Origin of the sequence: Rubrivirga aquatilis, assembly GCF_046845665.1 — a bacterium.
GTDB lineage: Bacteria > Bacteroidota > Rhodothermia > Rhodothermales > Rubricoccaceae > Rubrivirga.
On sequence record NZ_CP177355.1, the window covers coordinates 3,162,639 to 3,175,746 of the forward strand.

The 13,108-nt window shown below is 71.6% G+C and carries 10 protein-coding genes and 2 tRNA genes; 4 read left to right on the forward strand and 8 right to left on the reverse strand.

The window, feature by feature from the left end; translation table 11 throughout:
- Window position 1: 1 nt before the first annotated feature.
- Window positions 2–1,747 carry an SLC13 family permease gene (locus tag ACLII4_RS13975; protein ID WP_412068015.1) on the reverse strand — a complete coding sequence of 582 codons (1,746 nt, stop codon included), beginning with the start codon at window positions 1,745–1,747 and terminating at the stop codon, window positions 2–4.
- Window positions 1,748–1,853: 106 nt separating this feature from the next.
- A complete protein-coding gene (gene cysQ, locus ACLII4_RS13980; protein ID WP_412068016.1) occupies window positions 1,854–2,684 on the reverse strand; it encodes a 3'(2'),5'-bisphosphate nucleotidase CysQ in 831 nt (276 codons plus the stop codon).
- A 161-nt stretch (window positions 2,685–2,845) separates the two neighbouring features.
- On the opposite strand from cysQ, the gene ACLII4_RS13985 reads away from it, so the two are divergent.
- The gene (locus ACLII4_RS13985) at window positions 2,846–3,154 is read left to right on the forward strand and encodes a hypothetical protein (protein ID WP_412068017.1); all 309 of its coding nucleotides are present in this window, start codon (window positions 2,846–2,848) and stop codon (window positions 3,152–3,154) included.
- Window positions 3,155–3,176: 22 nt separating this feature from the next.
- Here the strand turns inward: ACLII4_RS13985 and ACLII4_RS13990 are convergent, their stop codons facing one another.
- Both ACLII4_RS13990 and ACLII4_RS13995 read right to left on the reverse strand, forming a co-directional pair.
- Window positions 3,177–4,121, reverse strand: coding sequence for a UDP-glucuronic acid decarboxylase family protein (locus ACLII4_RS13990; protein WP_412068018.1), 945 nt, complete (start codon window positions 4,119–4,121; stop codon window positions 3,177–3,179).
- A gap of 63 nt (window positions 4,122–4,184) precedes the next feature.
- Window positions 4,185–5,594 carry a UDP-glucose dehydrogenase family protein gene (locus ACLII4_RS13995; protein ID WP_412068019.1) on the reverse strand — a complete coding sequence of 470 codons (1,410 nt, stop codon included), beginning with the start codon at window positions 5,592–5,594 and terminating at the stop codon, window positions 4,185–4,187.
- 340 nt (window positions 5,595–5,934) lie between these two features.
- On the opposite strand from ACLII4_RS13995, the gene ACLII4_RS14000 reads away from it, so the two are divergent.
- Together ACLII4_RS14000 and ACLII4_RS14005 are read left to right on the forward strand one after the other, a co-directional pair.
- Window positions 5,935–6,007 (forward strand) — tRNA-Lys (locus tag ACLII4_RS14000).
- Between the two features lie 40 nt (window positions 6,008–6,047).
- A tRNA-Leu gene (locus tag ACLII4_RS14005) sits at window positions 6,048–6,131 on the forward strand.
- A gap of 379 nt (window positions 6,132–6,510) precedes the next feature.
- Here ACLII4_RS14005 and ACLII4_RS14010 read toward each other — a convergent pair.
- The gene (locus ACLII4_RS14010) at window positions 6,511–8,127 is read right to left on the reverse strand and encodes a sensor histidine kinase (protein ID WP_412068020.1); all 1,617 of its coding nucleotides are present in this window, start codon (window positions 8,125–8,127) and stop codon (window positions 6,511–6,513) included.
- Between the two features lie 146 nt (window positions 8,128–8,273).
- Window positions 8,274–11,207, reverse strand: coding sequence for a WD40/YVTN/BNR-like repeat-containing protein (locus tag ACLII4_RS14015; RefSeq protein ID WP_412068021.1), 2,934 nt, complete (start codon window positions 11,205–11,207; stop codon window positions 8,274–8,276).
- 122 nt (window positions 11,208–11,329) lie between these two features.
- Between ACLII4_RS14015 and ACLII4_RS14020 the strand changes: the two genes are divergently transcribed.
- The gene (locus tag ACLII4_RS14020; RefSeq protein ID WP_412068022.1) at window positions 11,330–11,764 is read left to right on the forward strand and encodes a DUF1232 domain-containing protein; all 435 of its coding nucleotides are present in this window, start codon (window positions 11,330–11,332) and stop codon (window positions 11,762–11,764) included.
- A gap of 209 nt (window positions 11,765–11,973) precedes the next feature.
- On the opposite strand, the gene ACLII4_RS14025 is transcribed toward ACLII4_RS14020, so the two are convergent.
- Together ACLII4_RS14025 and ACLII4_RS14030 are read right to left on the reverse strand one after the other, a co-directional pair.
- Entirely contained in the window at window positions 11,974–12,330 is a 357-nt protein-coding gene (locus tag ACLII4_RS14025; RefSeq protein ID WP_412068023.1) for a nuclear transport factor 2 family protein, read from the reverse strand.
- 27 nt (window positions 12,331–12,357) lie between these two features.
- Window positions 12,358–13,101 (reverse strand): endonuclease III domain-containing protein, encoded by a 744-nt coding sequence (locus tag ACLII4_RS14030; protein WP_412068024.1) that lies wholly within the window; start codon window positions 13,099–13,101, stop codon window positions 12,358–12,360.
- Window positions 13,102–13,108 lie beyond the last annotated feature (7 nt).

Here is a 13,108-nt window from a genome sequence, read left to right on the forward strand (position 1 = left end):
ACTACAGCCAGGCGACCACGCAGACCGTCATCGTGACTGCGAACACGATCAGGCTGACCGGCAGGCCCGCGCGCGCGAAGTCGGTGTACCGGTAGCGGCCGGCGGCCATCACCATCAGGTTCGTCTGGTACCCGATGGGCGTCAGAAAGCTGGCGGCGCTGGCGATGGTGACGGCGACGGCGAACGGGAGCCACGACACGCCGAGGTCGGCCGCAACCGCGAGCGCGACCGGCAGCATCAGCACCGCCGAGGCCTTGTTGGTGATCAGCTCCGCCAGCCCGTTCGACAGCAGGTACACGACCGCGAGCGTGGCGACGGGACCGAAGGGCGAGACGCGCTCGATGCCGGCCGCCGCCAGCTGCGACAGCCCGGTCACCTCGACGGCCGCGCCGATGCCAAGCGCGGCCCCGATCACCAGCAGCACCGGCACGTCGATGGCGCGGCGCAGGCCCTGGCCGCGCAGGCAGCCGGTGGCCACCATCCCGAGCGCGGCGCAGAACGCGGCCGTCGCCAGCGGCAGCACGCCGAACGCCGTCAGCCCGATGGCCCCGGCCAGCAGCGCGAGCGCGACCGGCGCCCGCCGGGAGACGACGCGCGCGGCGCCGACGGGCGAGACGAGCGCGAAGTCGTCGGCGAGCGCGCCGAGGCGGGCCGCCAGCGTGTTCCGGCCCTCGACGAGTAGGAGGTCGCCCGCGCGCAGCGGCACCCGGCCCAGCCCGCCGGTCACGTCGTGGGCCCTCCGCCGCAGCGCCAGCACCACGCCGCCGTACCGCTCGCGGAAGCCGACCTCGCGTAGCGTCCGCCCCTCCAGCCGCGAACCGGCCGCGACGACGACCTCGAAGAGGGGCAGGTCCTCCGCCTCCGGCGTCGGCGTGGTGCGGACCAGACCGGGCCGCGCCAGCAGCTCGTCCAACGCCGCGGTGTCGCCCACGAACGCCAGCACATCGCCGGGGAGCACGGTCGACTCCGGCGCGGCATCTTGGGCCCGGCCGTCGCGCAAGATCCGGGCGAGGTAGGCGTCCCCGAGCGTCCGGAAGCCGGAGGCCTCGACCGTCGCGCCCGCAAACGGGGCGTCGTCGGCAACCGCCAGCTCGAAGTGATAGCCCCGCCGCGCGTCGGCGTCGGAGACCGCCTCGTTCGCCGGGAGCAGCCGGTGGCCGATGAGGGCGTAGTAGAGCACGACCGCCACGACGGCCGGGACGCCGACCCAGGCCAGCGTAAAGAACCCGAACCCGGGCAACCCCTCCGCTTGGAGCAGCCCGTGCACGACGACGTTCGTGCTCGTCCCGATGAGCGTCAGCCAGCCGCCGACGATCGCGGCGGTCGACAGCGGGATCAGCAGCTTCGAGGCGGGCGGCGTGCCACCGGTGCGGTGCCACGCCTGGACGCGCGGGATGAGCATGGCCACGATCGGCGTGTTGTTGAGCACGCCCGAGAGCAGCGCCGTCGGCCCCATGATCCGCGCGACAGCCGGGCCGGGCTGGGTCGAGCGGGGGCGGAGCAGCCCATCCAGAAAGCCCAGCGCGCCCGTCCGGTCGACGCCCGCGGCGACGACGAAGAGCGACGCGATCGCGACGACGGCGGGGTTTGCGAACCCGGCGAACGCCTCGGCCGGCCCGACGATGCCCGCCAGCAGCAGCAGCCCTAGCGTCCCCAGCAGCACCATGTCGACCCGGGCGACCCCGCGAACGAGGGCCGCCACCATCAGCGCGAGCGCGCCGAGTGTGTACCAAGCCTGCCAGCTCATGGGAGGGGCAAGAGGAAAGGGTGATGGGGGAAGAGGCGGGGCCCATGGGTCACCGGAAGCCCCTCCAACGAGAGGCCGCTTGCCTCTGGACTCATCCCGCTTGCCCTCAAACCTCCAGCCACTCGCGCCACGCCAGCCCGGCGTCGCCCCAGGCGAAGACCGACGGGTTGCGCAGGTCGTCCTTGTTGTACGCCAGCCGCCGGCCGTCTCGGGTCGAGATCCCGCCGCCCGCCGCCTCGACCACCGCTTGCGCTGCGGCGGTGTCCCACTCGAACGTCGGGACGGTGCGGGGGTAGAAATCGGCCGCGCCCTCGGCGACCAGACAGAACTTCAGCGACGAGCCCATCGAGGCGCTCGCGACGGCCCGGCCCGACTCCTCGGCGTTGTCGATGATGGCGGCCACCTCGGCACCCGCGTGGTCGCGGCTGGCGACGATTGTCAGGGAGCCCTCCGCCGCCTGCCGCGTCGCGATGCGGACCGGGTCGGCGGCGCCGGCCTGCTTCCACGCGTGGCCCTCGGCCGCGAAGTACGTCACGCCGTGGACGGGCACGTGGACGACGCCCAGGACGGGCACCCCAGCCTCGATGAGCGCGATGTTGACCGTGAACTCGCCCGAGGTCACCGGCGGCCGGTCCGAGCCGGCGACCGGCGAGCCCTTGATAAATTCCTTGGTCCCGTCGAGCGGGTCGACGCACCAGAATCGGCGCCAGCTCTTCCGCTCGGCCACCTCCGCCTCGGGCGACTCCTCGGACAGCACGGGCACGTCGGACCCGGCGCGGAGCGCGGCGGTGATCGTGCGGTGCGCGGCCAGGTCCGCTTGTGTCAGCGGAGAGTCGTCGGCCTTGGCGTCGACGGTGAGCGGCTGGCCGTAGTAGCCCAGGATGGCGTCGCCGCCCGCACGGGTGGCGTCGAGGGCGAGGGCGAGGAGATCGGTCACAGTGAGCGGGGATCGGGCCGCCAAGATCGCCCGGGCGGACCGCACGACGCACACACTCCGCGTGAGCGCAGGGCGCCGCCCCTCCCCTTGCACGCCTCGCGCCCGACTACTTTGCGTTCTAGAGGGTTGCGACCCGCACCTTCCCCCCGCCCCGCACACTCATGCCCCAGTTTTTCCTCGCCTACCACGGCGGAACGATGCCGGAGACTCAAGAGGCGCGCGACGCCCTCATGGCCCGCTGGGGCGCCTGGATGGCCGAGGTCGGGCCCGCGCTGGACCCGAACGGAGCGCCCCTCGGGGCCCTGCACACCGTCACCGATGGCGGGACGACGGCGACCGCAGACGCCGACCCGATGACCGGCTTCAACATGCTGACGGCCGCCAGCCTGGACGATGCGCTCGCGCTGATCGCCGGGCACCCGCACCTCGACGACGGCACGATCCGCATCGCCGAGATGAAGACGATGTAGCCGGTCGATGCGAGCCAGCCCGCTACGCTTCCTCGGCGACCCGCTGGCGGAAGTAGTCGAGCGTCCTCGCGAGCCCGTCGGCACGGTCCACCTGGGGCGTCCAGCCCAAGATCTCGCGCGCCCGCGTGATGTCCGGCTGGCGGACCTGCGGGTCGTCGGCGGGCAGGTCATGGAAGGTGATCGTGGAGTCCGAGCCCGTGAGCGCAACCACTTCCTCGGCGAACTCTCGGATCGAGACCTCGTCCGGGTTGCCGATGTTGACCGGGTCGGACTCGTCGGAGTGGAGCAGCCGCCAGAGCCCCTCGATCAGGTCGTCGACGTACTGGAAGCTGCGGGTCTGGGAGCCGTCGCCGAAGACGGTGATCGGCTCGCCCCGGAGCGCCTGCCCCATGAACGCGGGGAGGGCGCGGCCGTCGTCGAGCCGCATCCGCTCGCCGTAGGTGTTGAAGATGCGGACGATGCGCGTCTCGACGCCGTGGTAGCGGTGGTACGCCATCGTGATGGCCTCGGCGAACCGCTTGGCCTCGTCGTACACGCCCCGGCTGCCGACCGGGTTGACGTGGCCCCAGTACGTTTCGGGCTGCGGGTGGATCTGGGGGTCGCCGTAGACCTCGCTCGTCGACGCCAGCAAGAACCGGGCACCCTTGGCCTTCGCCAGCCCGAGTGCGTTGTGCGTCCCGAGGCTGCCCACCTTCAACGTCTGGATCGGCAGCCTCAGGTAGTCGATGGGGCTGGCGGGGCTCGCAAAGTGGAGCACGTTGTCGACCGGCCCGGCGACGTACGTGAACGTCGAGATGTCGTGGCGCAAGATCTCGAAGCCCGGGTGGCCGACCAAATGCGCGACGTTCTCCGGATTGCCCGTAATAAAGTTGTCGAGGCACACCACGTCGTGGCCTTCGGCGACAAAGCGGTCGCACAGGTGGGAGCCGAGGAATCCGGCGCCGCCGGTGATGAGGGTGCGGGGCATGTTGGCGAGCGTCGGGAGCGGGCGTGAGAGAACGGGAGGCAGACGCCCCCGCGAGCAGGTGTCCTAGCTATCGTCCGGGGTGGGCTCGATGAACGGTCGGCCCACGGAGTGGTACGCGAACCCGGCCCCCGCCATCCGCCCCGGCTCGTACACGTTCCGGCCGTCGAACACGACCGGGTACCCGTCCGGGCCCGCGTTCATCAGGGCCCGGACCCGGGCGAGGTCGGGCCGCCGGAACTCCGGCCACTCCGTCGCGATGACCAGCGCGTCGGCCCCCTCGACCGCCCCGTACGCCCGGTCCGCGTACGCCAGCGTGCCCGGGCCCGCCACCGGGTCCCGCCCGAACGCCGCCTCGGTCGTCCCCCGCGCCTCGGGGTCGAACGCCACCACGTCCGCCCCCAACCGGACCAGCTCCCGGATGATCACGTGGGCCGGGGCCTCCCGGACGTCGTCGGTGTGCGGCTTGAACGCCAGGCCCCACACCGCGACCGTCTTGCCGGCCAGCGACCCGCCGGTCCCGATGGCCCCGACCACGCGGGGCACCATCGACTTCCGCTGCGCGTCGTTGACCCGGAGCACGGCGTCCAAGATCTCGAACTCGTACCCCGCCTCCCGGGCCGTCCGGTGGAGGGCCTGGACGTCCTTCGGGAAGCAGCTCCCCCCGAACCCGATCCCGGCGTACAAGAACTTCGGCCCGATCCGCGAGTCGGTCCCGATCCCCCGCCGGACCTTGTCGACGTCGGCCCCGACCCGCTCGCACAGGTTGGCGATCTCGTTCATGAACGTGATCTTGGTGGCGAGCATGGCGTTGGCCGCGTACTTCGTCATCTCGGCCGACGGCTCGTCCATGACGAGGATCGGGTTGCCCGACCGGACGAACGGCTCGTAGAGCCGGCGCATCACGTCGGCCGCCCGGTCGGACCCGGTCCCGACCACGACGCGCTCGGGCTTCATGAAGTCCTCGACGGCCACGCCCTCGCGCAAGAACTCGGGGTTCGAGACCACGTCGAAGTCGGCCCCCTCCTCGAGCCCGTGCGCGGCGATGGCCGCCGTGACCCGGCCGGCCGTCCCGACCGGGACGGTGCTCTTGTCCACGACGACCTTGTACCCCCAGCCGGTCCCGTCGGCCGCCTTGGCGCCGGCGAGCATCCGGCCGAGGTCGTCGGCCACGCCCAAGACGTAGCGCAAGTCGGCCGCGCCGCCCTCGCCCGGGGGGGTCGGGAGGGCCAGGAAGACCGTCTCGGCGTGGCGGACCGCGTCGGCCAGGTCGGTCGTGAAGCGGAGCCGGTCCTCGCGGCGGCCCCGGTCGAAGTAGACCTCGAGCCCGGGCTCGTAGATGGTGAGCCGGCCGTCGCGGAGGGACTCGACCTTGCCGGCGTCGATGTCGACGCACACGACGTCGTTGCCCATCTCGGCGAAGCAGACGCCCGAGACGAGCCCTACGTATCCAGTTCCGACGACGGCGAGGTTCATGGGGGAGTCCGGGGGGTGGGGGGGGCGCCAAGGTATCGGAGCGCGCCGCGACGGGTTCACCCCTCCACCAATTTCTCGCGGCCGAGCCCATCGAGAGCGGTGCTCAGGAGAGCAACCGGGTATCACGACGCGCGAGGCCGGCGTTCGCAAGCGCTGGCACGATTCGACGCGGACGCCCCGGGGCCCGGAACGCCTGGCCATCAAGGCCGCGAGACGTCGCGGGCGAGTCGGACCAATAGTGATCGTCTTTGCCGCCGCTCCACACGGGCCCGTTGCCCACGGGCCCGGCGGGTGCCTAGTTTGGTCGTCTGCCCGCCGGAGAGGCGCGAGCCCCTCCTCTGGCTCCGTAGCTCAGTTGGCAGAGCAGCTGGCTTTTAACCAGCGGGTCGTAGGTTCGAGCCCTACCGGAGTCACACCTCGACCGCGTTCTTTTTGGCGCCTTGCGCGCACCCTGCCCGGGTGGTGAAATTGGTAGACACGCACGCTTGAGGGGCGTGTGGAGTAAAATCCGTGCTGGTTCGAGTCCAGTCCCGGGCACTTTATCGGAACGCGGAAGCGGCCGTTGCATCGCTGCGACGGCCGCTTTTTTTGAGTCGCGCCGGTCTCCTTACATATCGCAATAGACGCAGGGCAACGTCGCTGCGCCTGGCGCACCGACCACGTTCGCCGACTCGTCCGCGCGTCTGGAGCCTGCGAGAGCGGACCGTCGTCCAATGTCTCGGTTGACGAGCAGCCGGCTTCGGGCGGGCGTGAAGGGCAGCATCAGGCTGGGCCACGGCCTGCGACTAGGCCTGATGCGAACACTCACCGGACCGCCATCCTGAGTGGGCGGGAGAGTCTCAGCGTGAGGGTGAACACCCAGCAGTGCCGGACCCGAGAGCGTGGACGTGCTGGCGACGAGGTCCGTACCGTGGCCTCACGAGATCGTCTCGCGCACGGCTGTGTGGGCCGTCTGGGCCGGGGCCTGCCCGGTCAGCCCGACGGTGAACGTGGTCCCCTCCCCTTCCACCGTCTCCACGGACAGCTCTCCTCCGTGCCCGTGGACGACGATCTCATACGCCAGCGACAGGCCGAGCCCGGTGCCCTCACCGGTCGGCTTGGTGGTGAAGAACGGCTCGAAGATCTTGGTCCGGGCGGCCTCAGGGATGCCCGGGCCGTTGTCGGTGATGCGGACGCGCGCGCCCTTGCCCCACGGCCGCGACTCCACGCGGAGCACGGGCGCGAACCCGGGCACCTCGCCCGCCTTCTGGCGGAGGGCCTGGAGCGCGTTGTCGAGCAGGTTGAGGAAGACGCGGCCCATCTCCTCGGGCACCATCACGACCGTCCCGACGGCCTCGTCGAGGTCGAGGTCCAGCTCGACGTTGAAGCCGGAGTGCTCGGCGCGCATCCCGTGATACGCCAGCCCGACGTACTCCTTGAGCAGGCTGTTTAGCGGCGCCTCCCGGCTGGGGCCCGGCTGCGCCCGGCTGTGCGCCAGCATCGACCGGATGATGCCGTCGGCGCGGCGGCCGTGCTCGCGGATCTTGAGCGCGTTCGACCGCATGTCGTCGAGCAGGTCGGCCGAGCCGTCGAGGGCCTCGGCTACCGGGCGCTCGGGGATCTCGCGGACCTCCTCCTCGAAGTCGTCCAGCAGTTCCACCAGGAGCTGGGCGAAGTTGTTGACGAAGTTGAGCGGGTTCTTCAGCTCGTGGGCGACGCCGGCCGTGAGCTGCCCCAGCGAGGCCATCTTCTCCTGCTGCACCAAGCGTGTCTGCGCGGCCTCCAGCCGGGCCAGCGAGGCCGTCAGCTCGGCCTGCTGGTTTTCGAGTTCCGCACCGCGCGCTTCCAGCAACTCGCCGCGTGCCGCCAACCGGTCGCGCAGTCGCGCCAGCCGCAGCGTGCCCCGATACTGCCCCCGGCGTCCCGCGTACAACGCCGCGCTCATCGCGGTCGACAAGAACGTGACGAGCAGCAGGAACGACAGTCGGCGGACGGCTTCTCCGGCGTCGACCAGCGAGCCCGTCGTACCCGCCAGCGCCAGCGCGCCGGTGTGGAGCACGGTGATCAGGCCGCCGAGCAGCATCGTCTGGATCGGCTGGAACGGGACCGTCCCGACGGTGAATAGCAGCAGCAGCGACAGCCACGCGGCCATGAACTCGAGGTCCCCCCGGACGAGCTCTTCCCACGTGATCACCAGCGAGCCGACGAGCACGAACATGGCCACGAGCCAGCGGCCGAGCACGAGCCCCGGCCGAAACCGAGCGACGACAAAGAACACGGCCGCCGCGGCGTACACAAACAGCTTGTCGGAGAGCGCCTCCCCGATCTGGGTCGCCGACTCGCCCATGTCGCCGACGCCGCCCCCGCCGAGCACGCTCGTCACCACGACCGCCAGCCCGACGCCGACGAGCGCCACGATCCCGAACAGCCCGGCCACCCGCAAGCCGATGACCGTCGCCCCGTCGAGCACGGCGCGGAAGCCGGGGTCGCGCTCAGCCCGCGATGGAGCGACATAGCGCTCCCAGAGGACGCGGAGGCGGACGGAGGGGGACATGTCGTGGGGGCGGGGCTGGCGTCCTACTCGGCGCGCCGGGGATTGTCCCCGGGCGGGTCGGGGGGGGACATCCCAGGAAAACCGGGTGCCCGTGCCCTTGGCACCGCACCCCGCGCTCCTGGCTCCTGCTCCCCTGGCGTCCAAACTCAGGGCGCCTTCTTGCGAGCGCGGCTGCGCGGCGGCGGGGCGGCCTCGACGACGAGCGGCGCGGTCGCCGTCGCCCGGCCCACGCGGACCTCGACGACGTACTCGCCGGGGACGAGGTAGAACGCGCCCGTGTCCTCGCCGGCCTCGGCGTCGTCCGAAAGCGCGCGGTCCGCCAGCAGGGCGTACGTCGTCAGGTTGAGGCCGGGGTCGGCGGCGTCGGCGAACGTGTGGACGGCGTCGCCGTCGGCGTCGAGGATGCGGACCGTCGCGGACCCGCTGGCGGCGGACCAGTACGCGATGTCGACCCCGGGCTCGCGGGGATCGGACCACGTGTAGCCGATCGTCCCCCAGTCGTCGCGGTGGCGCGTCGTGTCGGGCGCGAAGACGTGGACGGCGCTCGCGCGGACCTCGGCGGTGAGGTCGGCGATGGGCCCGGTGTCGGCGATCCAGATCGAGCGGCCGTGCGTGCCGACGACGAGGTCGCGGTCGCGGGCCTGGACGACGAGGTCGTGGACGGGGACGCGGGGAAGCGTGGAGCCCTCCCCCACCGCGTCGAACGGGCCGGGCGCCTCCGGCTCGCGCGCGCGCTGGCCGTGGAAGGGCGCGAAGCTCGCGCCCCGGTCGAGCGAGACGTAGAGCCCGCCGTCGGTCCCGACGTAGAGCACGTCGGGGTTGTGCGGGTCCTCCTTGGCCACGTTGACCGGCTCGGCGGGCAGGTCGGTGCCGAGCCGCGCCCACGTGCGCCCCAGGTCGTCGGAGGCGAAGACGTGGCTGTCGAAGTGGTCCCAGCGGTAGCCGTTGAGGGCGACGACGAGCCGGTCCCGGTCGTGGCCGGAGAGTTCGACGCGGCTCACCCACAGGTCGGCGGGGAGGCCGGCCGAGCGGTCCTGCCAGCTCTTGCCCCCGTCGCGGCTCGTCCACACCCGGCCGTCGTCGGTGCCGGCCGCCAGCAGGCCGAACTCGAGCGGCGACTCGTGGAGCGTGGTCAGCGTCCCGTAGGGCACGTCGCCGGGGCGGCCGCCCCCGGTCAGGTCGTCGGACATGGTCTCCCACGTCTCGCCCCGGTCGAGCGAGCGGTGGACCTTGTTGGACCCGAAGTACAGCACGTCCGGGGCGTGGCGCGAGAGCCAGATCGGCGCCTGCCAGTTCCACCGATAGGGGCGCTCGCCGAGCTCGTGCTGGGGCACGATCCGCTCGGCCCGGCCCTCCCCACTCCGGTTCGTGCGGAAGTAGTTGCCGAACTGGAAGCCGGTGTACACCGTCCCGTCGCGGTCGTCGACCTGGATCTGCATCCCGTCGCCGCCGAGCAGGCGCCGATACGGGTACTCGCCCTCCGCCCGCCAGCCCTCCCCGGCGTCGTAGTCGCTCGGGCCGACCCAGACGCCGTTGTCCTGGAGCCCGCCGTAGACGTTGTACGGCTCGGCGTTGTCGACGGCGACGGTGTAGAACTGGCCGACGGCCGGGCGGTTGAGCTTGGTCCACGAGGCGCCGCCGTCATACGTCACGTTGAGGCCGCCGTCGTTGCCCGAGATGGCGTAGCCGGGACGCGTGGGGTCGAGCCACAGGTCGTGGTGGTCGACGTGGACGTGGTCCTCGTCGGCGCGCTGCCACGTCGCGCCGCCGTCGACGGAGCCGACGAGTGGGACGCCCATCACGTAGAGGCGGTCGGCGTCGTGCGGGTCGACGCGCAGGACGGAGAAGTAGTAGCCGTACGAGTAGAACAAGTCGTCGATCGGGCCGTCGTGCGTGCGCGTCCACGAGGCGCCGCCGTCGTCGGAGCGGTATACCTCGGCGCCGACGACGGGCGTGTCGAAGAGCTGGGCGTTGGCGTCTTCCAAAAAGGCGACGAGGTCGGCCGGGGTGATGCGGCCTTCGCGGACGTCCTCGAGGATGCTCTCGGCGGTGTAGCTGTAGGGGACGTTGTTGGCGTCGAGGAAGGCGTTGAGGTCCTCCTCGGCGAGCGCGAGGAAGGCGTCGCGCGAGATGGTCCGCAGCACGTCGCGGGTGACGGCCGGGGCGTCGGGGTCGTCCTCGTCCGGCCGCCGCGCCTGGTTGTCGACGACGGCCCAGACCGTCGTCCCGTGCGTGGCGACGCCGATGCGGCCGACCGTCGCTCCGGTCGGGAAGCCCGAGCCTTCGGTCGTCAGGCGGCTCCATGAGGCGCCGTCGTCGTCGGACGCCCAGATCGCCGAGCCGGGGCCGCCCTCGCGGAAGTCCCACGCCCGGCGCGAGCGCGTCCACGTGGCCGCGTAGAGCCGTCCGCTGGCGTCCTGGGCGAGGTCGATGGCGCCCGTGTCGCCGTCGAGGGAGAGGGTATGCGACCAGCTGGCGCCGCCGTCCGTCGTGCGGTAGACGCCGCGCTCGGGGTTCGGGGAGTACAGGTGGCCGACGGCCGCGACGACGGCGTGACCGGGGGCCTCGCCGAGCACGATCTTGCCGATGTGGTGGGTCTCCGCCAGCCCGAGGTGGGCCCAAGTGTCGCCGCCGTCGGTGCTCCGGTAGACGCCCGTCCCGGCGTACGACGACCGCGACGAATTCGCCTCGCCGGTCCCGACCCAGATCGTGGGCCCGTCTCCCTCGGCGTCGGCCCAGTCGACCGCGAGCGCGCCGACGGTGATGGTGGGCATGTCGTCGAAGAGCGGCTCGAAGCTGGCGCCGCCCGTCGTCGTTTTCCACACGCCGCCGGAGGCGTAGGCGACGATCATCGTCGACGGGTCGCCGGGCTTGCCCTCGACGGCGGCCACGCGGCCGCTCATCACGGTCGGGCCGACGGAGCGGAACGGGATCTCCGCCAGCGGGCTGACGGCGTCGGGGACGACGAGCCGCTCGGCGGCGGGCGTCGGGGCGACGGTGTTCGGGAGGTGAACGACGGGGTCGACATTCTGCGCCAGCACGGGGGCGGCGAGGACGAGGGCGAGAACGAGAGCGCGCATCGGAGCGGAGGAGTGAGCCGTGAAGGTAGCGGGGAGCCGTCCCGGACGTGGCTCGGACACGAGCCGTCCGGCAACCCCGTTCGAGGCTCGCCGTACGTTGCCCTCTCTCTCCCACCGTCGCTGTGTCCAAGTCCGACCGTACGACCGCCAAGCGTGGCCTCCGCCTCGTCAGTGAAGACGCCGAAGACCTCGCCGACAACCCCAGCCGGCTCCGCGCGGTCATCCGCCGCGCCCAGGCCCAGCTCCGCGACGACCGCTCGCGCTTGGGCACCTTGCGGGACGACGTCCCCCGGCTGACGCGGCTCGGCTCGGCCGTCGCCCGGGGCGACTACCGACACCTCCCCTGGAAGAGCATCATGTTCATCGCGGCCGGGCTCCTCTACTTCGTGACGCCCGCGGACCTGATCCCGGACTTCATCCTGGGCACCGGATTCTTGGACGATGCCGTGGTCGTGGCCTACATCATGAAGGCCGTCCGCGACGACCTGGCCCGGTTCGAGGACTGGGAGCTTCAGAACACGCCCGCCGATCCGGAGACGCTCAACCCGCCCTACTAGGCGCTCTCGGCGCTAGCCAGTTGGGGTGCCACCTGCGCCGGGAGGTGGAGACGATGAATGGGGGCCGAGCCGAGGAGGCTCGCCGCAAACTGACCGCCCGCCCCGGCGAGGTGCCGAAGCGGGCGGTATCTATGTCGGAGCCGCGACGAGGACGTGGAGGGCGAAGGCGAACTCGAGGTCTGCCCGTTCCCCATCCCTGGTGGCCTTGCTTACAGCTTGTAGAAGCGCTCCTCGACGATCTGGCCGTCCTCCCAAGTCTGCACGGCGACCTGGTCGTACGTCTGCGAGCCGAAGTCGGCGTGCGTAAAGTCGAAGTGCCATTCGACGAGCGCCTTGCCCTTGTCCTCGTCGACGGCGACCGCCTTGACCTTGGCGCCACGGAACTCGGTGAGGCCATTGACGAAGACCTCCTCGTACTGACGGTTGATCTCTTTGCCCTCGCGGGGCGGCTGGCCGGCGTCGATCATCACGATGTCGTCGGCGTAGTAGTCCTCGAAGGCGCCTAGGATGTCGCCGTTGAGGATGCGGGTGTTGAGGTCGTCGACCTTGGAGCGGAGCTCTGACATGAGAGTGCGGGGGGTGGTGTCGGCCTGTTATTTGTTTGAACAAGCATTGTTCCCGCCGGCCCCCTTCCCCTCCCACACGCACAGGTCGTAGACCGGGCACCGGCCGCACGCGGGCGCCCGCCAGCGGCAGCACCGCTGCCCATGGAGCATGAACACCTCGTGGTGGTCGTAGATCTGCTGGGCGTCCCAGTCGGCGGGCACGAGCGCCGCGAGCGCGTCGTGGGACGGGCCGACCGGCATGGCCTCCGGGATCAGCCCAAGCCGCTGTGCCACCCGGTGGTGGTGGCTGTCGACCGGGAGGGCCGGCACGCGCAAGCGGCTAAAGAGCAGGACGGCCGCGCTCGTCTTGGGGCCGATACCCCTGATCTGCTGGAGCCATCGCCGCGCGCGGTCGGCGGGCCAGCCGGCGAGCGCGTCGAGTGACAGCCCATCCGTCTCGGAGGCGGCGGTGACGGCCTCGAGAACGGACTGGAGTCGCGGCGCCTTTTGTTCAGGCCACGTGCACGGCGCGATGGCCGCCTCTACATCGTCCGTCGACGCGTCGCGGACGGCCTCCCACGTCGGAAAGCACTCGCGGAGCCGGCGGTAGGCGCGGGCGCTGTCGGCGTTTTTGGTCCGGTGCGACAGCAGCGCCGAGACGAGTTCGCTGAGCGGGTCCTTGGTAGAGAAGAACGGAACGGGGCAGCCGTAGGCGTCACACAGCGCGTCGTGCGCCGCGAGAGCCTTCTGGCGGAGGTCGGCTGGGTCGGCCGGGGGTGAGAACAGGTCCATCGCCGGC